The 17,759-nt window shown below is 45.3% G+C and carries 13 protein-coding genes and 3 tRNA genes; 15 read left to right on the top strand and 1 reads right to left on the bottom strand.

The window, feature by feature from the left end; all coding sequences use genetic code 11:
* Positions 1-132 precede the first annotated feature (132 nt).
* Positions 133-1,146 carry a UDP-N-acetylmuramate dehydrogenase gene (murB, locus tag G3R49_RS15835; protein ID WP_167870307.1) on the top strand — a complete coding sequence of 338 codons (1,014 nt, stop codon included), beginning with the start codon at positions 133-135 and terminating at the stop codon, positions 1,144-1,146.
* Positions 1,143-2,105 (top strand): bifunctional biotin--[acetyl-CoA-carboxylase] ligase/biotin operon repressor BirA, encoded by a 963-nt coding sequence (gene birA / locus G3R49_RS15830; protein ID WP_167870306.1) that lies wholly within the window; start codon positions 1,143-1,145, stop codon positions 2,103-2,105. The genes murB and birA overlap by 4 nt, the downstream gene beginning before the upstream one ends.
* A gap of 83 nt (positions 2,106-2,188) precedes the next feature.
* Here birA and coaA read toward each other — a convergent pair whose 3' ends face one another.
* Complete coding sequence (gene coaA, locus G3R49_RS15825) at positions 2,189-3,139, bottom strand: type I pantothenate kinase (protein ID WP_130600033.1); 951 nt, start codon at positions 3,137-3,139, stop codon at positions 2,189-2,191.
* A 222-nt stretch (positions 3,140-3,361) separates the two neighbouring features.
* On the opposite strand from coaA, the gene G3R49_RS15820 reads away from it, so the two are divergent.
* The 13 genes from G3R49_RS15820 to rpsL all read left to right on the top strand — a co-directional run bounded on the left by G3R49_RS15820 (position 3,362) and on the right by rpsL (position 17,744).
* Positions 3,362-3,437: transfer RNA gene (locus G3R49_RS15820), tRNA-Thr, on the top strand.
* Positions 3,438-3,444: 7 nt separating this feature from the next.
* Positions 3,445-3,529: transfer RNA gene (locus G3R49_RS15815), tRNA-Tyr, on the top strand.
* Between the two features lie 36 nt (positions 3,530-3,565).
* Positions 3,566-3,639, top strand: a tRNA-Gly gene (locus tag G3R49_RS15810).
* Between the two features lie 162 nt (positions 3,640-3,801).
* Positions 3,802-4,986 carry an elongation factor Tu gene (gene tuf, locus G3R49_RS15805; RefSeq protein WP_130600035.1) on the top strand — a complete coding sequence of 395 codons (1,185 nt, stop codon included), beginning with the start codon at positions 3,802-3,804 and terminating at the stop codon, positions 4,984-4,986.
* Between the two features lie 257 nt (positions 4,987-5,243).
* Positions 5,244-5,615 (top strand): preprotein translocase subunit SecE, encoded by a 372-nt coding sequence (secE, locus tag G3R49_RS15800; RefSeq protein ID WP_130600036.1) that lies wholly within the window; start codon positions 5,244-5,246, stop codon positions 5,613-5,615.
* Between the two features lie 9 nt (positions 5,616-5,624).
* The gene (gene nusG / locus G3R49_RS15795) at positions 5,625-6,176 is read left to right on the top strand and encodes a transcription termination/antitermination protein NusG (protein ID WP_130600038.1); all 552 of its coding nucleotides are present in this window, start codon (positions 5,625-5,627) and stop codon (positions 6,174-6,176) included.
* 129 nt (positions 6,177-6,305) lie between these two features.
* Positions 6,306-6,734, top strand: a complete 429-nt coding sequence (gene rplK / locus G3R49_RS15790; RefSeq protein ID WP_130600040.1) for a 50S ribosomal protein L11 — start codon at positions 6,306-6,308, stop codon at positions 6,732-6,734.
* A 4-nt stretch (positions 6,735-6,738) separates the two neighbouring features.
* Positions 6,739-7,440, top strand: a complete 702-nt coding sequence (rplA, locus tag G3R49_RS15785) for a 50S ribosomal protein L1 (protein ID WP_130600042.1) — start codon at positions 6,739-6,741, stop codon at positions 7,438-7,440.
* 265 nt (positions 7,441-7,705) lie between these two features.
* A complete protein-coding gene (gene rplJ / locus G3R49_RS15780; RefSeq protein WP_130600044.1) occupies positions 7,706-8,203 on the top strand; it encodes a 50S ribosomal protein L10 in 498 nt (165 codons plus the stop codon).
* A gap of 54 nt (positions 8,204-8,257) precedes the next feature.
* A complete protein-coding gene (gene rplL / locus G3R49_RS15775; RefSeq protein WP_130600046.1) occupies positions 8,258-8,626 on the top strand; it encodes a 50S ribosomal protein L7/L12 in 369 nt (122 codons plus the stop codon).
* A gap of 234 nt (positions 8,627-8,860) precedes the next feature.
* The gene (rpoB, locus tag G3R49_RS15770; protein WP_130600048.1) at positions 8,861-12,892 is read left to right on the top strand and encodes a DNA-directed RNA polymerase subunit beta; all 4,032 of its coding nucleotides are present in this window, start codon (positions 8,861-8,863) and stop codon (positions 12,890-12,892) included.
* A gap of 85 nt (positions 12,893-12,977) precedes the next feature.
* On the top strand, positions 12,978-17,195 hold the full coding sequence (rpoC, locus tag G3R49_RS15765; protein ID WP_167870305.1) for a DNA-directed RNA polymerase subunit beta': 4,218 nt from the start codon (positions 12,978-12,980) through the stop codon (positions 17,193-17,195).
* 174 nt (positions 17,196-17,369) lie between these two features.
* Positions 17,370-17,744, top strand: coding sequence for a 30S ribosomal protein S12 (gene rpsL / locus G3R49_RS15760; RefSeq protein WP_130600052.1), 375 nt, complete (start codon positions 17,370-17,372; stop codon positions 17,742-17,744).
* Positions 17,745-17,759: the final 15 nt, after the last annotated feature.

Here is a 17,759-nt window from a genome sequence, read left to right as displayed (position 1 = left end):
TTACGAAAAGGCGTTCATTCTCCCTCAAAGTAAAATGGTAAGTCCTAGTAGCATTATTGCATCGCGCCTGCTAGGGCTTTGTTTTACAATAACCTCTAAGTTTATCCGTCTATTCAGCAAAGGCAGCCTTTCATGCCCGTCTCTTTACAGCAATACAATACTCTAGGGCTAGCGCAGTCATGCCAAGCACTAGAAGTCATTGAAACTAAATCACAGTTAGTCACTGCGTGCCAGCAGCTCAAAGTAAACAATACGCCTATGTTGATATTAGGCGGTGGCAGCAACGTGATTTTAACCGCTGATTTTGCTGGCACATGCCTACTAATGAATAGCAAAGGCATAGAAGTTCATCAGGTTGACGGCGGTGTAGAGTTGGTTGTGCAGACGGGTGAAGACTGGCATCAATTAGTCGAGTTTTGCTTAGCGCATGGTTATTACGGCCTAGAGAATCTGGCGTTAATCCCGGGCACCGTTGGCGCGGCGCCAATTCAAAATATTGGAGCCTATGGCCTCGAGTTAAGCCAGTTTTGCCGCTCTGTGGAGTATCTAGACCTTGAGTCGCTCACTTTCAAAACGTTAAATAACAGTCAGTGCGAGTTTGCCTACCGAGATTCGGTTTTCAAGCATCAGTTAAAAGACAAGGCGATCATTAGTGCTGTGACCTTGTTTATCCCAAGTGATTGGCAACCGAACCTGAGTTATGGTCCGCTAACTCATTTAATCGGTACAGATGTTAGCGCTAAGCAGGTATTTGATTGTGTGTGCGCAACGCGCATGAGTAAGCTCCCCGACCCTAAAGTACTGGGTAATGTCGGCAGCTTTTTTAAAAACCCGATTATTGGTGGGCAACAGTTTGCTGAGTTAAAAAAGCGGTTTGACAAGATTGTCGGCTATGAGCAAGACAACGGCTCGGTGAAAGTTGCTGCCGGTTGGTTAATCGATAATGCGGGTTTGAAGGGGTATCAGCAAGGTGCAGTCGGTGTTCATCATCAACAAGCGTTAGTGCTAGTGAATTTAGGTGGGGCAAACGGCGCGGATATTCGCGCTTTGGCTCATTATGTTGTTGAGGTCGTCGAACGTAAGTTTGCTATTCGTTTACATGCAGAGCCGAGAGTGTTTGGCGAACAAGGGGAGATAAGCCTATGAGTAACCAACATTGGTCGAGAAAGCGACAAATCTTACAATTATTAAGTGCGCAGCGTTTTGTATCAGGTGAGACCATTGCCCAGCATATAGGCTTAAGCCGAGGCGCGGTTAATCAGCATATTGATGCAATGGCTGAATATGGTATCGATATATATAGCGTTAAGGGTAAAGGTTACCAGCTAGCATCTGCGGTGAGTCTGATTGACGAGGCTGAGCTTATCGCCAACATCGACAAGCGTTGCTTTTATTTTGATGAAATTGACAGTACCAATGCTTTTGTTATGGGTCACGCTGCTGAGTTGGCAAGCGGCGACTTTTGTGTTGCTGAGTATCAGTCGCAGGGGCGAGGGCGCCGAGGGCGAGCATGGCAATCGCCATACGGGCATCATTTATACACCTCACTGTTTTGGCGGAGTCAGTTAGCACCTCAGCAATTAATGGGACTGAGCCTAGTGGTTGGCTGCGCGTTGGTTAAGGTGCTACAGGATTTTGGGGTGACTGAGCTAGGGCTTAAATGGCCAAATGACATCTATCTTGAAGGGCGTAAGCTCGCGGGTGTGCTGGTGGAGCTTGGGCAAAATCAAACTCAAGGCGTTGAGTTAGTTATTGGTATTGGCTTAAACATGAATATGCCAGCGACTCAGGGAAATCAAATTGATCAACCTTGGAGTGACTTGTCGCATCTTGATAAGAGCATGAGTAAAACCCAACTGCTGATCGCGTTGCATAAACAGCTAACTCTTGATTTACGTGAGTTTGAGGCGAATGGCTTGGCAAGCTTTATTGAGCGTTGGAATCAGGCTGATTTATTTATGCAAAAGCAGGTCAAACTATTGATGGCACCGAATGAAGTTCATGGTGCTTATCATGGCATTGATAATCAAGGTGCTGTGGTACTTGAAACTGAAGCTGGTATGAAGAGCTTTATTGGCGGCGAGATCACTCTGCGCTCAAACTAAATCTCGTGGCCTAGATAAGTTCGTGGCTCAGATAAACAAAAGGCGCTGAAATTTGAGCGCCTTTTGTATTTGTGGATGTCGCGTTATTTTTTCAATAACACTTTATCCATTAGATGGTTGGCACCTTTGGTCAAGATCAAATCCGCGCGCTCGCGGGTTGGCAAAATATTGAGCTTTAAGTTAGGGCCGTTGATGGTATCCCAAATATTAGCAGCAATGGCGTTGGCCTCGGCATCTGTCAGCTTCGAGTAGTGGTTAAAGTATGACTTAGGGTTAGCAAATGCCCCTTGTCTAAATTGCAAGAAACGCTGCATGTACCACTCTTTCAATAGTGACTCTTCAGCATCGACATAAATAGAGAAATCAACAAAATCAGACACAAACGGTTTGCGCGACTCGACTAAGGTATCGGCATCGGTTTGCAACACGTTTAAACCTTCAAGAATAAGAATATCTGGTTGGCGAATAGGTTGGTGCTCGTCGTGACGGCGGTCATAAGTGACGTGAGAGTACAAGGGTGCAAGCACTTCATCATGGCCAGCTTTGACATCGGCAATAAACTGACTGAGCATTTTCTTATCGTAACTTTCGGGGAAGCCTTTACGCTTCATTAAGCCTTTGCGTTTGAGGTCTGCTAGCGGGTACAAAAAGCCGTCAGTGGTAACTAAGTCAACCTTTGGGTGCTGTGGCCAGCGTTGCAGTAGTGTTTGCAAGATACGGGCTGTAGTGCTTTTACCTACGGCGACACTGCCTGAGATACTAATAATGTAAGGACTGTGGTCGACTTTATGATCTAAGAATTGGTTAAGCACGAAACTACGTTGCTGTTTAGCATCGATGATCAGGTTAAGTAGTCGACTTAACGGCAAATAGATGTCTGTAACTTCAGCTAATGAAAGTTGCTCGTTCATGCCTTGCAGGTCAACCAGCTCAGTTTCGCTCAAAGTAAGCGGCACCGATTGGCGTAACTCTGCCCATTGTTCGCGGTCGAAACGATGAAACAAGGCTTGTTGGATGCTATTAGTTGTATTCATGACCATTCCTTCGATTAGGTTGGCACAGTACCGCAAAACCATTAAGCGAAACAATAGTTAGCCTTGATTTGCCTCAAGGCCGATAGAAATTTGTGCACAAATGTGCGGAATTACCAACAACAAGCGTAAAAAAACACCGTTTGAGTGGTTTTTTCGGTTTTTTTTAATTTTATAGTTGCACTCAGCGCCACATTTACCTAATATCCGTTTCCGAAATGACACGCCGGCATAGCTCAGTTGGTAGAGCAACTGACTTGTAATCAGTAGGTCCCGAGTTCGACTCTTGGTGCCGGCACCATTTTACTGGAGGGGTTCCCGAGTGGCCAAAGGGATCAGACTGTAAATCTGACGGCTCAGCCTTCGAAGGTTCGAATCCTTCTCCCTCCACCATTTTTTTAAGGCAGTTAGGTAGCCTTAGCAGGTTCCGCGGATGTCGTATAATGGTATTACTCCAGCCTTCCAAGCTGATAACGCGGGTTCGATTCCCGCCATCCGCTCCAAATTGCTATCAAGATTAAATTAAACTTTAATCTTATCAGCACCTCCCCTGTTATATGCTAAGCTTAACTTCCAAAAAATAACTGATTCGATGTCATTATATGCGTCGGATTTTTTCTATATCTGTTTTTGCACGACCAAAGATTCTGGATTGAGGCGATATCATGGCAAAAGAAAAATTTGAACGTAGTAAGCCGCACGTAAACGTGGGCACAATTGGTCACGTTGACCATGGTAAAACTACTCTAACAGCGGCTATCTCTGCAGTATTAACTAAAGCATACGGCGGTGAGACTAAAGATTTCGCACAAATCGATAACGCTCCAGAAGAGCGTGAGCGTGGTATTACAATTAATACTTCTCACATCGAATATGATACTCCAACTCGTCACTACGCACACGTAGACTGCCCAGGTCACGCGGATTATGTTAAAAACATGATTACTGGTGCTGCACAGATGGACGGCGCAATCTTAGTAGTAGCAGCGACTGATGGCCCAATGCCACAGACTCGTGAGCACATCCTACTCTCACGTCAGGTTGGTGTACCTTTCATCATCGTATTCATGAACAAATGTGACATGGTTGACGATGAAGAACTACTAGAACTAGTAGAAATGGAAGTTCGTGAACTTCTATCTGAGTACGACTTCCCAGGTGATGACCTACCAGTTATCCAAGGTTCTGCACTAGGCGCACTAAACGGTGAAGCTCAGTGGGAAGAGAAAGTAATCGAGCTTGCAGAAGCTCTAGATACTTACATCCCAGAGCCAGAGCGTGACATCGACAAGCCATTCCTACTACCGATTGAAGACGTATTCTCAATCCAAGGTCGTGGTACTGTAGTAACAGGTCGTGTTGAGCGTGGTATCATCACAGTAGGTGACGACGTAGAAATCGTTGGTATCAAAGACACTACAACTACAACTTGTACAGGTGTAGAAATGTTCCGTAAGCTGCTTGACGAAGGTCGTGCAGGTGAGAACTGTGGTGTACTACTACGTGGTACTAAGCGTGACGAAGTTGAGCGTGGTCAAGTACTAGCTAAGCCAGGTACAATCACTCCTCACACTTCTTTCGAATCAGAAGTATACGTACTATCTAAAGATGAAGGTGGTCGTCACACTCCATTCTTCAAAGGTTACCGTCCACAGTTCTACTTCCGTACAACTGACGTAACAGGTACTATCGAGCTACCAGAAGGCGTAGAAATGGTAATGCCAGGTGACAACATCAAGATGAATGTTACCCTAATTTACCCAATCGCGATGGACGAAGGTCTACGTTTCGCAATCCGTGAAGGTGGCCGCACAGTAGGTGCTGGTGTTGTAGCTAAAATCGTCGACTAATTTCGACAATTAAGTTACTGAGAAAAGGAAGCTTCGGCTTCCTTTTTTGTTTAGGGTGAAAAAATTGGTGCTTTTTCTCATTTTGTTGCCTCTACAAGCTAAGGTGTAGTTGCGAACAAAGTTGAATAAGAATACAATCTATGGCCGATTTTTGACCCTGCGCGGCGCTTTATTTCAAAATTACTGAGTTACTAGTTTAGTAAGCCTTTAATTTACCAAGTTTGAGCGTAGGGCGTAGTAAGTAACGGAAATAACCGATGACAACAAATACTGAAAACCAGAGCAATTCTCTGGATCTTGTAAAGTGGGGCATTGCAGTGCTACTTATCGCAGCTGCAGTTATTGGTAACCAATACTTTGGTGAGGCCAGTGTCGTTGCCCGCGCAGCAGCTGTTATTGTGACATTCGCAATTGCTGCTTTTATTGCTGCACAAACAGTTAAAGGTAAAGAAGCGCTAACTTTTGCTAAAGAGGCGCATATTGAAGTACGTAAAGTGGTATGGCCAACACGCCAAGAAGCGCGTAACACGACACTTATCGTACTAGCAGCAACAGGTGTTGTTGCATTAATCCTTTGGGGATTAGATGCAGTGTTGCTGCGAATCGTTAATTTCATTACTGGCGTATAGGCATTAAACATGACTGAAGCTACTGAAGCGAAAAAAAGATGGTATGTGATTCAAGCATTCTCAGGCTATGAAGGTCGAGTATGTAAGACACTGCTTGAGCATATCAAAATGCACAACATGGAAGACTACTTTGGTGAAGTATTAGTACCGACTGAAGAAGTAGTAGAAATGCGTGCAGGTCAACGCCGTAAGAGTGAGCGTAAGTTCTTCCCTGGCTATGTATTAGTCCAAATGGAAATGAACGATGAAAGCTGGCACTTAGTGAAGAGCGTACCACGTGTAATGGGCTTCATTGGCGGTACTTCTGACCGTCCAGCGCCGATTTCAGATAAAGAAGCAAATGCAATTCTTCAACGCTTAGAAGAAACGACCGAGTCGCCAACACATCGCGTGATGTTTGAACCAGGTGAAGTTGTTCGCGTATGTGATGGCCCATTTGCTGACTTCAATGGCACCATTGAAGAAGTTGATTATGACAAGAGCCGCGTGAAGGTGTCTGTTATGATCTTCGGCCGCTCAACTCCTGTTGAGTTGGACTTTAGTCAGATTGAAAAAAGCTGATTAAAATAAAAGCAAATTAAAGATTGTTTGCGGGTGTGGATTTTTATATAATCCGCACCCGTTGTTTTCAGGGGAGCAAGTCGGCATTGGGCTGATGAGCGTTTGAACCCAAATAGAGGAAATGTCGAAATGGCAAAGAAAATTGAAGGCTATATTAAGCTACAAGTAGCAGCCGGTGCTGCAAACCCGTCGCCACCAGTTGGTCCAGCTCTGGGTCAGAAAGGTCTAAACATCATGGAATTCTGTAAGGCGTTCAACGCTCGTACAGAAAAATTCGAGAAAGGTATGCCGATCCCTGTTGTGATCACTGCATACAATGACCGTTCTTTCACTTTCGAAACTAAGACTCCACCTGCGTCTTTCCTACTGCTTAAAGCAGCTGGTCTGAAGTCTGGTTCTGGCCGTCCTAACACTGAAAAAGTGGGAACTATCAAGCGTAGCGCTGTTCAGGAAATTGCTGAAACTAAAGCCGCTGATATGACTGGTGCTGATATTGAAGCAATGATGCGTTCAATTGAAGGTACTGCACGTTCAATGGGTTTGGTAGTAGAGGACTAATATAATGGCAAAGCTAACTAAGCGCATGCGCGTAATCCGCGAAAAAGTTGAAGCAACTAAAAGCTACGAAATGAACGAAGCTGTTGCTCTACTTAAAGAATTAGCAACTGCTAAATTCGTTGAGAGTGTTGACGTTGCCGTTAACCTAGGTATCGATCCACGCAAATCTGACCAAAACGTTCGTGGTGCTACTGTACTGCCACACGGTACTGGTCGTGACATCCGCGTTGCGGTATTCACACAAGGTGCAAACGCTGATGCTGCTAAAGAAGCAGGCGCTGAACTTGTAGGTATGGACGATCTAGCTGCTCAAGTTAAAGCTGGCGAAATGAACTTCGACGTAGTTATCGCATCTCCAGATGCAATGCGCGTTGTTGGTCAACTAGGTCAAGTACTAGGTCCACGTGGTCTAATGCCTAACCCTAAGACTGGTACTGTAACGCCTAACGTTGCAGAAGCAGTTAAGAACGCTAAAGCTGGTCAAGTTCGTTACCGTAACGACAAGAACGGTATTATCCACACTACTATCGGTAAAGTGGATTTCACCGCTGAACAGCTTAAAGAAAACTTAGAAGCACTTGTCGGCGCTCTGAAGAAGGCTAAGCCTGCTTCTGCTAAAGGTGTTTACGTCAAGAAAGTTAGCATCTCTACCACTATGGGTGCAGGTGTTGCTGTTGACCAAGCTTCTTTAACTGAAGTTAAGTAATATACAAGGGGCGTAAATTAGCGTATAATTCGCGCTCCTTGTGGGTTGAAGCTGGTAAGTGACGATTAAATCGACATAAATCAGCTTCCGTCCAAGACCGCAGGTGTTATTCAAACGACTAACTTAATTCCCTGCGTAGACGGTGTCAGGCCCCAGATAAGAATTTTTATTCTGCTGGAAATCTGCACCGTAAGTAGCTAAGTACATTAGTATTTAGTTGGTTAATACTAGGGATAGCCCTAGGTAGAATCCAGGAGTAAAGCCAATGGCATTAAGACTCGAAGACAAAAAGGCAATTGTTGCTGAAGTCAACGAAGCTGCCAAAGGTGCACTTTCTGCAGTTGTTGCCGATTCACGCGGTGTAACTGTAGGCGCTATGACTGCTCTACGTAAGTCAGCTCGCGAAAATGGTGTATTCGTACGTGTAGTACGTAACACACTTGCTCGTCGTGCTGTTGAAGGTACTGATTTTGAGTGCCTAGTAGAAACATTCACTGGCCCAACTTTAATTGCATTCTCAAACGAGCACCCAGGTGCTGCAGCGCGTCTTCTTAAAGACTTCGCTAAAGAGCAAGAGCAGTTTGAAGTTAAAGGTGCAGCATTTGAAGGGGAACTAATCCCTGCAGCTGATATTGATCGTTTAGCGAAACTACCAACTTACGACGAAGCACTAGCTCAGTTAATGATGACTATGAAAGAAGCATCTGCTGGCAAGTTCGTACGTACTTTGGCTGCCCTACGCGATCAGAAAGAAGCAGCTTAATTTTACATTAGCCGCTTAATTAAATTGAATTCAGAACAATAGGAAATATTTCTAATGTCTATCACTAAAGATCAAATCTTAGAAGCCTTTGCAGAAATGTCTGTAATGGAAGTTGTTGAACTAATCGAAGCAATGGAAGAGAAATTCGGTGTTTCTGCTGCCGCTGCTGCTGTAGCTGTAGGCGGTGACGCTGGTGCAGCTGCTGCTGAACAAACAGAGTTCGACGTAGTTCTTACTTCACACGGTGCTAACAAAGTTGCTGTTATTAAAGCACTACGTGGCGCTACAGGTCTAGGCCTGAAAGAAGCTAAAGGCATGGCTGAATCTTGCCCAGTACCAGTTAAAGAAGGTATCAGCAAAGAAGAAGCTGAAGCTCTTAAAGCTGATCTAGAAGCAGCTGGCGCTGAAGTTGAACTTAAGTAATCTATACTTATAGTTCAGTCACCCATTAATTTGGGTGAGGGCTGACGGTTTTTTGACCGTCAGCTTTTTTGCGCTTTAAGCGCAGGCGATTTTTTTTCACCGTTTATCGCCAATTATTAGCAGTCCCTAGCAGAGATTACTGGTTAGGTTCTTGCATCAACGGTGATGGGCAAACGTGCTGATTTAATTAAGTTTATTTCAGTCTTGGTCACATCTCGTAAGCAGAGGAAACCCATGGTTTACTCCTATTCTGAAAAGAAGCGTATTCGCAAAGACTTTGGTAAGCGTCCTAAAGTTCTGGACATCCCTTACCTACTGTCTATCCAGTTAGACTCTTTTAAGAAGTTCACCGATCAAGACCCTACGGGTGAACGTGGCTTAGAAGCCGCATTCCGTAGCGTTTTTCCTATCAAGAGCTTTTCTGGCTATAGTGAGCTGCAATATGTCAGCTACAAGCTAGGTGAGCCAGTTTTTGATGTGAAAGAATGTCAGATCCGCGGTGTTACCTATTCAGCGCCATTACGCGTAAAATTACGCATGGTACTGTTTGACCGTGAAGCTGCTGCTGGTACTGTAAAAGATATCAAAGAGCAAGAAGTCTACATGGGTGATATCCCATTAATGACTGAAAATGGTACTTTCGTTATCAATGGTACTGAACGTGTAATTGTTTCTCAGTTACACCGTAGTCCGGGTGTATTCTTCGATCACGACCGTGGTAAAACCCACTCTTCAGGCAAGGTGCTGTATAACGCTCGTATTATTCCTTACCGTGGTTCATGGTTGGATTTCGAATTCGATCCAAAAGATGCATTATTCGTACGTATTGACCGTCGTCGTAAACTACCTGCGACTATCATTCTGCGCGCATTGGAATACTCGACTCAAGAAATTCTAGACTTATTCTTCGAACGCACCGAGTTCAAGATTAAGAAAGACTCATTAGTGATGAAGCTAGTTCCTGATCGCCTACGTGGTGAAACTTCTAGCTTTGACATTAAAGATTCTGAAGGCAATACCCTAGTTGAAGCGGGTCGCCGTGTTACTGCACGTCACATTCGCCAGCTAGAGAAAACTAATACAACTGATCTTGAAGTACCAGTTGAGTACATCGTTGGTAAGTTTGCTGCGCAAGATTACATCGACGAAGATACTGGTGAAGTATTAGTTTCAGCAAATGCCGAAATCACTTTAGAAGACCTAGCTAAGCTTTCATTAGCAGGCATCAAAGCCGTTGATACTCTGTTTATCAATGACCTTGATCACGGTGCTTACATTGCTGACACCTTACGTATCGATTCAACAACTAACCGCCTAGAGGCGCTAGTTGAAATCTACCGTATGATGCGTCCTGGTGAGCCACCAACCAAGGAAGCGGCAGAAAGCTTATTCCAAAACCTATTCTTCAGCGACGAGCGTTATGACCTATCTAAAGTAGGTCGTATGAAGTTCAACCGTCGTCTAGAAATGGCTGAAGATGAAGGCGAAGGCATTCTGTCTAAAGAAGACATCGTTGCGGTAATGAAGAAAATCATTGATATCCGCAATGGTTTCGACGAAGTCGATGATATCGACCACCTTGGTAACCGTCGTATTCGCTCTGTGGGCGAAATGGCAGAAAACCAATTCCGCGTTGGTCTAGTTCGTGTTGAGCGTGCTGTTCGTGAGCGTCTATCTTTAGGCGACCTAAACGAGCTAATGCCACAAGACCTAATTAACGCTAAGCCAATTTCTGCGGCAGTGAAAGAGTTCTTCGGCTCTTCACAGCTGTCTCAGTTCATGGACCAAAACAACCCGCTATCAGAAGTGACGCACAAGCGTCGTATTTCTGCATTAGGCCCAGGTGGTTTGACTCGTGAGCGTGCTGGCTTCGAAGTACGTGACGTACACCCGACTCATTATGGTCGTCTATGTCCGATTGAAACGCCTGAAGGTCCAAACATTGGTTTGATCAACTCTTTGGCAAGTTTCGCACGTACTAACTCATACGGTTTCCTAGAAACACCTTACCGCAAAGTGGTAGACGGTGTGATCACTGACGAAGTTGAATACTTGTCAGCGATTGAAGAAGGTCGTTATGTTATTGCACAGGCAAACATTGAAGTTGATAAGAACGGCCGCATGGTTGAAGAGCAGATTGCATGTCGTCACAAAGGTGAATCTACCTTTATGCGCGCAGCTGACATTCAATACATGGACGTTTCGCCACAACAGATTATTTCTGTTGCTGCTTCATTGATTCCGTTCCTAGAACACGATGACGCGAACCGTGCATTGATGGGTGCGAACATGCAACGTCAGGCTGTACCAACACTAAGCGCTGAAAAGCCATTAGTTGGTACGGGTATTGAGCGTGCATTGGCTGTTGACTCAGGCGTAGTTGTTGCTGCTAAACGTGGCGGTGTAATCGACTATGTTGATGCTAGCCGCATCGTAGTTAAAGTAAATGAAGACGAGCTTACTCCAGGTGAAGCGGGTATCGACATTTACAACCTAACTAAGTACACCCGTTCGAACCAAAACACTTGTATCAACCAACGTCCACGTTGTTTCGTTGGTGAGCCAGTGGTTCGTGGTGACGTACTAGCTGACGGTCCTTCAACTGACTTAGGTGATTTGGCTCTTGGCCAAAACATGCGTATCGCATTCATGCCTTGGAACGGTTACAACTTTGAGGATTCGATCCTTATTTCTGAGCGCGTAGCGCAAGAAGACCGTTTCACAACTATTCACATCCAAGAGCTGTCATGTATTGCACGTGATACTAAACTTGGTAGTGAAGAAATCACAGCTGATATTCCAAACGTAGGTGAGTCTGCTCTGTCTAAACTAGACGAGTCAGGTATCGTTTACATTGGTGCAGAAGTGAAAGGTGGCGATATTCTAGTAGGTAAAGTGACACCTAAAGGTGAAACTCAGCTTACTCCAGAAGAGAAGTTACTTCGTGCTATCTTCGGTGAAAAAGCGTCTGACGTTAAAGACAGCTCGCTACGTGTACCTAACTCAGTAAAAGGTACCATCATCGACGTTCAAGTCTTCACCCGTGACGGTGTTGAAAAAGACAAGCGCGCACTAGAAATTGAAGAAATGCACGTAAGCCAGGCTCGTAAAGACTTAGGCGAAGAGTTCAAGATCCTTGAAGAAGGTGTCTTAGACCGTGCACGTAACTTGTTACTGTCTGCTGGTTTCTCTGAAGCAAAACTTGCTGAGATCCCACGTAAAGACGTGTTAATCCAAGTTATTGACGACGAAGCGAAACAAACTGAACTTGAGCAGTTAGCTGAGCAGCACGAAGAGCTAAAAGCTGACTTTGATAAGAAGTTTGAAATCAAGCGTCGTAAGATCACTCAAGGTGATGACTTAGCACCTGGCGTACTGAAGATTGTTAAGGTTTACCTAGCAGTTAAACGTACTATCCAACCTGGCGATAAGATGGCTGGTCGTCACGGTAACAAAGGTGTTATCTCGAAGATCTGTCCTATTGAAGATATGCCATACGATGAAACTGGTAACCCAGTAGACATCGTCCTGAACCCGCTGGGTGTACCATCGCGTATGAACATCGGTCAGGTACTTGAAGTTCACATGGGCGCAGCTGCTAAAGGCATTGGTAACCGTATTACCGAAATGCTTGAAGAGCAACGCGAACTTGCTGAGCTACGTGGCTATATCAAAGAAGTTTATGAGTTAGGTGATGAAGTTCAACAGAAAGTTGACATCGACTCATTCTCTGATGATGAAGTTGTACGTCTTGCCAAACACCTGAAATCTGGTCTGCCAATCGCAACGCCAGCGTTCGACGGTGCTAAAGAGAAAGAGATCAAGCAAATGCTTGAACTTGCAGGCTTACCATCTTCAGGCCAGCTTCGTTTATTCGATGGCCGCACTGGTAACGAATTCGAGCGTGAAGTAACTGTTGGTTACATGTACATGCTTAAACTGAACCACTTAGTTGATGACAAGATGCACGCCCGTTCTACCGGTTCGTACAGCTTGGTTACTCAGCAGCCTCTGGGCGGTAAAGCTCAGTTCGGTGGTCAGCGTTTCGGTGAGATGGAAGTATGGGCACTTGAAGCATACGGTGCCGCTTATACTCTTCAAGAAATGCTTACAGTTAAGTCGGATGACGTTAACGGTCGTACTCAGATGTATAAGAACATCGTCGACGGTAACCATCAGATGCAACCTGGCATGCCAGAGTCCTTCAACGTATTGCTGAAGGAGATCCGTTCACTGGGTATTAATATCGAGTTGGATCAAGAGTAAGCATCGCTCTTAAGCAATGTTTTGGTAACCTAACGGTGCTTCGCCCCGTGCGAAGCACCCGGTTTAACTCCTTCAGGAGAGAAACGTGAAAGACTTATTAAAGTTTCTTAAACAGCAAAGCAAGACTGAAGAATTTAACGGTATTAAAATTGGTCTAGCATCGCCAGACCTAATCCGTTCTTGGTCTTTTGGTGAAGTTAAAAAGCCAGAAACCATTAACTACCGTACATTTAAGCCTGAGCGTGAAGGTTTGTTCTGTGCGCGTATCTTCGGTCCTGTGAAAGATTACGAATGTTTGTGTGGTAAATACAAACGTCTTAAGCACCGTGGTGTAATTTGTGAGAAGTGTGGTGTAGAAGTTACCCAGACTAAAGTACGTCGTGAGCGTATGGGTCACATCGAACTGGCTAGCCCAGTTGCACACATCTGGTTCTTAAAATCACTTCCGTCTCGTATCGGCTTAATGCTAGATATGACTTTACGTGACATTGAGCGCGTACTGTACTTTGAATCATTTGTTGTTATCGAGCCAGGCATGACCTCGCTTGAGCGCGGCCAAATGCTAACGGAAGAGACTTACTTAGACGCACTAGAAGAGTACGGTGATGAGTTTGAAGCTAAAATGGGTGCTGAAGCCGTTTTAGACTTACTACGTGGTATTGATTTAGAAGAGCAAATCGAGCAAATGCGCGAAGAGCTACCTTCAATCAATTCAGAAACTCGTCGCAAGAAAGTGACTAAGCGCCTGAAACTGATGGAAGCATTCTACCAATCTGGCAACAAGCCAGAGTGGATGATCCTGAAAGTACTGCCGGTTCTACCACCTGATCTACGTCCGCTAGTTCCACTAGATGGTGGCCGTTTTGCGACGTCTGATCTTAACGACCTATACCGTCGTGTGATTAACCGTAACAACCGTCTAAAACGCCTATTAGACCTAGCTGCTCCAGACATCATCGTACGTAACGAAAAACGTATGCTGCAAGAGTCTGTTGATGCGCTATTAGATAATGGTCGTCGTGGTCGTGCAATCACAGGTTCAAACAAGCGTCCTCTGAAATCTCTTGCTGATATGATCAAGGGTAAGCAAGGTCGTTTCCGTCAGAACCTTCTTGGTAAGCGTGTTGACTACTCAGGCCGTTCGGTAATTACCGTAGGTCCTACTCTACGTTTACACCAGTGTGGTCTTCCTAAGAAGATGGCACTTGAGCTATTCAAACCATTCATCTATGGCAAGTTAGAAGGCCGTGGTCTAGCGACTACGATCAAAGCCGCTAAGAAAATGGTTGAGCGTGAGCAAGCAGAAGTTTGGGATGTTTTAGACGAAGTAATTCGTGAACACCCAGTGATGCTTAACCGTGCACCAACACTTCACAGACTTGGTATTCAAGCATTCGAGCCAGTACTGATTGAAGGTAAAGCAATCCAACTTCACCCGCTTGTATGTGCGGCGTATAACGCTGACTTCGACGGTGACCAAATGGCGGTACACGTACCATTAACGTTAGAAGCGCAATTAGAAGCGCGTGCGTTGATGATGTCTACCAACAACATTCTGTCACCAGCAAACGGTGAGCCGGTAATCACTCCGTCTCAAGACGTTGTATTAGGTCTGTACTACACCAGCCGTGAATGCATTAACGGTAAAGGTGAAGGCATGGCATTCGCTTCTGTAGCAGAAGTTGAAAAAGCTTATGCAACAGGTGCAGCTGAGCTTCACGCTCGCATTAAAGTACGTCTAAACGAAGTAAGCATTGATGATAACGGTGAGAAGACAACTTCTACTCGTATCGTTGATACTACTGTAGGTCGTGCATTGCTATCGCTTATCTTACCTGAAGGTCTATCTTTCGACCTTGTTAACCAAAACATGGGTAAGAAGCAGATTTCGAAACTACTGAACACTTGTTACCGTCAACTAGGTCTTAAAGATACTGTTATCTTTGCTGACCAATTGATGTACACAGGTTTCCGTTTCGCAACTATCTCGGGTGCTTCTGTTGGTATTAACGACATGGAGATCCCTGCAGAGAAGTACACCCTTGTTGCTGACGCAGAAGCTGAAGTACGTGAAATTCAAGAGCAGTTCCAATCTGGTCTTGTAACCGCGGGTGAGCGTTACAACAAAGTGATCGATATCTGGGCAAGCGCGAATGAGAAAGTTTCTAAAGCGATGATGGACAACCTGTCTACCGAGACAGTGATTAACCGTGATGGCGAAGAAGAAACTCAAGCTTCATTCAACAGCATCTACATGATGGCTGACTCAGGCGCACGTGGTAGTGCTGCTCAGATCCGTCAGCTAGCTGGTATGCGTGGTCTGATGGCGAAGCCAGATGGTTCTATCATTGAAACGCCGATTGTGGCGAACTTCCGTGAAGGTCTAAACGTACTTCAGTACTTTATTTCTACTCACGGTGCGCGTAAAGGTCTTGCCGATACTGCATTGAAGACAGCGAACTCGGGTTACCTAACTCGTCGTCTAGTAGACGTTGCACAAGACTTAGTGGTTATTGAAGAAGACTGTGGCGTAGAACACGGTCTAACAATGAAGCCGCTAATTGAAGGTGGTGACGTTGTTGAGCCACTACGTGAGCGTGTACTTGGTCGTGTTGTTGCTCAAGACGTACTTAAGCCTGGTACTGATGAAGTACTTGCACCACGTAATACTCTGCTTGACGAGAAGTGGTGTGACAAGCTTGAAGAAAACAGCGTCGATGAAGTTGTTGTACGTAGCGTAATTACTTGTGAAACAGACTTCGGTGTGTGTGCTAAGTGTTACGGCCGTGACTTGGCTCGTGGTCATATTATTAACCACGGTGAAGCAATTGGTGTTGTGGCTGCTCAGTCGATTGGTGAGCCAGGTACACAGCTTACCATGCGTACCTTCCACATTGGTGGTGCGGCATCGCGTGCTTCTGCTGAGAACAATGTTCAAGTTAAGAACGCAGGTACACTTAAGCTGCATAATGCTAAATACGTTAGCAATGTTGACGGCAAATTGGTTATTGTTTCTCGTTCAAGCGAGCTGGCTGTTATTGATGAGCTGGGCCGTGAGAAAGAGCGTTACAAGGTTCCTTACGGTACCGTGCTTGAGAAGCAAGAGGGTAGTGAACTAGCAGCTGGCGAAATCATCGCTAACTGGGATCCACATACTCACCCAATTATCTCTGAAGTTGCAGGTAGCGTTAAGTTCGTAGACATGATTGAAGGTGTCACGATGACACGTCAAACAGACGAACTAACCGGTCTTTCTTCTGTTGTAGTACTAGACGTAGGTGCTCGTACTTCAGCAGGTAAAGAGATGCGCCCAGCTATCCGCCTTGTTGATGCTGACGGTAATGACTTAATGATCCCTGGAACTGAAATTCCAGCTCAATACTTCTTACCAGGTAACGCGATTGTTTCGAAAGACGATAACGCGCAAATCAACATTGGTGATACGTTAGCGCGTATGCCACAAGAGTCTTCTAAGACTCGCGATATTACCGGTGGTCTACCGCGCGTTGCAGACTTGTTCGAAGCGCGTAAGCCAAAAGAGCCTGCAATTCTTGCAGAAATCTCAGGTACTATCTCGTTCGGTAAAGAGACTAAAGGTAAGCGTCGTCTGGTAATCACTCCAGCAGATGGCGGTGATCAGTACGAAGAGATGATCCCTAAATGGCGTAACCTAAACGTGTTCGAAGGTGAAAAAGTTGAACGCGGTGAGGTGATTGCAGATGGTCCAGAAGCAGCACATGACATTTTACGTCTGCGCGGCATCCACCATGTAGCCAACTACATTGTGAACGAAGTTCAAGATGTATACCGTCTACAGGGTGTAAAGATCAACGACAAGCACATTGAGGTTATCATCCGTCAGATGCTACGTAAGTGTCTAATTACAGACGCTGGCGACAGTGAGTTCCTAGAAGGCGAACAAGCTGAAGTATCTCGCGTGAAGATTGCTAACCGTGAGCTTGAAGCTCAAGGCAAGCAACCTGCTAAGTTTGAGCGTGAACTACTTGGTATTACCAAAGCTTCTTTGGCAACTGAGTCATTCATCTCAGCAGCATCGTTCCAAGAAACGACTCGCGTACTGACTGAAGCTGCCGTTGGTGGTAAGAGCGATCAATTACGCGGTCTGAAAGAGAACGTGATTGTAGGTCGTCTGATCCCAGCGGGTACTGGTTACTCTTATCATAAGAACCGCAACGAAGAACGCACTACAGGTGCTGACCAAGTTGAGGCTCCTGCAGTAACCGCTAGCGAAGCTGAGCAGAACCTAGCAGATCTACTTAACTTGGCCGGAAGCCAGGATTAAGTGATCAAAATGTGAAAAAAAGGCGCCTTAGGCGCCTTTTTTTATGTTATTTCGATCAAAAGTTGTCTATTTCTTGACAGGCTGCGATTACCTTTCTAAAATTCCGCGTCCCACCATAGTGGGATATAGATTTTTCACACCTAATTGTTGAGTATTCAACTGTCGGAGCTATACATGTCAACTGTAAACCAGTTGGTACGTAAGCCACGCTCGCCGCAAGTCAAAAAGACTAACGTGCCAGCGTTGAACGCGTGCCCACAAAAACGTGGTGTTTGTACTCGTGTGTACACTACAACACCTAAAAAACCTAACTCTGCACTACGTAAAGTAGCTCGTGTGCGTCTAACTAACGGTTTCGAAGTAACTTCGTACATCGGTGGTGAAGGCCATAACTTGCAAGAACACAGTGTAATCCTAATCCGTGGTGGTCGTGTTAAAGACTTACCTGGTGTGCGTTACCACACTGTTCGTGGCGCATTAGACTGTGCTGGCGTGACTACTCGTCGCCAAGGCCGCTCTAAGTACGGTGCTAAGCGTCCTAAGTCTTAACGTATCCCGTTAAAG

The sequence above is a fragment of the Shewanella sp. WXL01 genome (assembly GCF_012263345.1).
GTDB classification, from domain to species: domain Bacteria; phylum Pseudomonadota; class Gammaproteobacteria; order Enterobacterales; family Shewanellaceae; genus Shewanella; species Shewanella maritima.
The sequence above is the reverse complement of the archived record's forward strand: the minus strand, read 5'-3'. Positions and strand labels throughout refer to the sequence as shown.

Coding starts and splice junctions, on each gene's coding strand:
- murB (WP_167870307.1), top strand. CDS start 133: ATGCCCGTCTCTTTACAGCAATACAATACTCTAGGGCTAGCGCAGTCA.
- rplK (WP_130600040.1), top strand. CDS start 6,306: ATGGCAAAGAAAATTGAAGGCTATATTAAGCTACAAGTAGCAGCCGGT.
- birA (WP_167870306.1), top strand. CDS start 1,143: ATGAGTAACCAACATTGGTCGAGAAAGCGACAAATCTTACAATTATTA.
- rpsL (WP_130600052.1), top strand. CDS start 17,370: ATGTCAACTGTAAACCAGTTGGTACGTAAGCCACGCTCGCCGCAAGTC.
- rplL (WP_130600046.1), top strand. CDS start 8,258: ATGTCTATCACTAAAGATCAAATCTTAGAAGCCTTTGCAGAAATGTCT.
- secE (WP_130600036.1), top strand. CDS start 5,244: ATGACAACAAATACTGAAAACCAGAGCAATTCTCTGGATCTTGTAAAG.
- rplJ (WP_130600044.1), top strand. CDS start 7,706: ATGGCATTAAGACTCGAAGACAAAAAGGCAATTGTTGCTGAAGTCAAC.
- tuf (WP_130600035.1), top strand. CDS start 3,802: ATGGCAAAAGAAAAATTTGAACGTAGTAAGCCGCACGTAAACGTGGGC.
- rpoB (WP_130600048.1), top strand. CDS start 8,861: ATGGTTTACTCCTATTCTGAAAAGAAGCGTATTCGCAAAGACTTTGGT.
- rplA (WP_130600042.1), top strand. CDS start 6,739: ATGGCAAAGCTAACTAAGCGCATGCGCGTAATCCGCGAAAAAGTTGAA.
- coaA (WP_130600033.1), bottom strand. CDS start 3,139: ATGAATACAACTAATAGCATCCAACAAGCCTTGTTTCATCGTTTCGAC.
- nusG (WP_130600038.1), top strand. CDS start 5,625: ATGACTGAAGCTACTGAAGCGAAAAAAAGATGGTATGTGATTCAAGCA.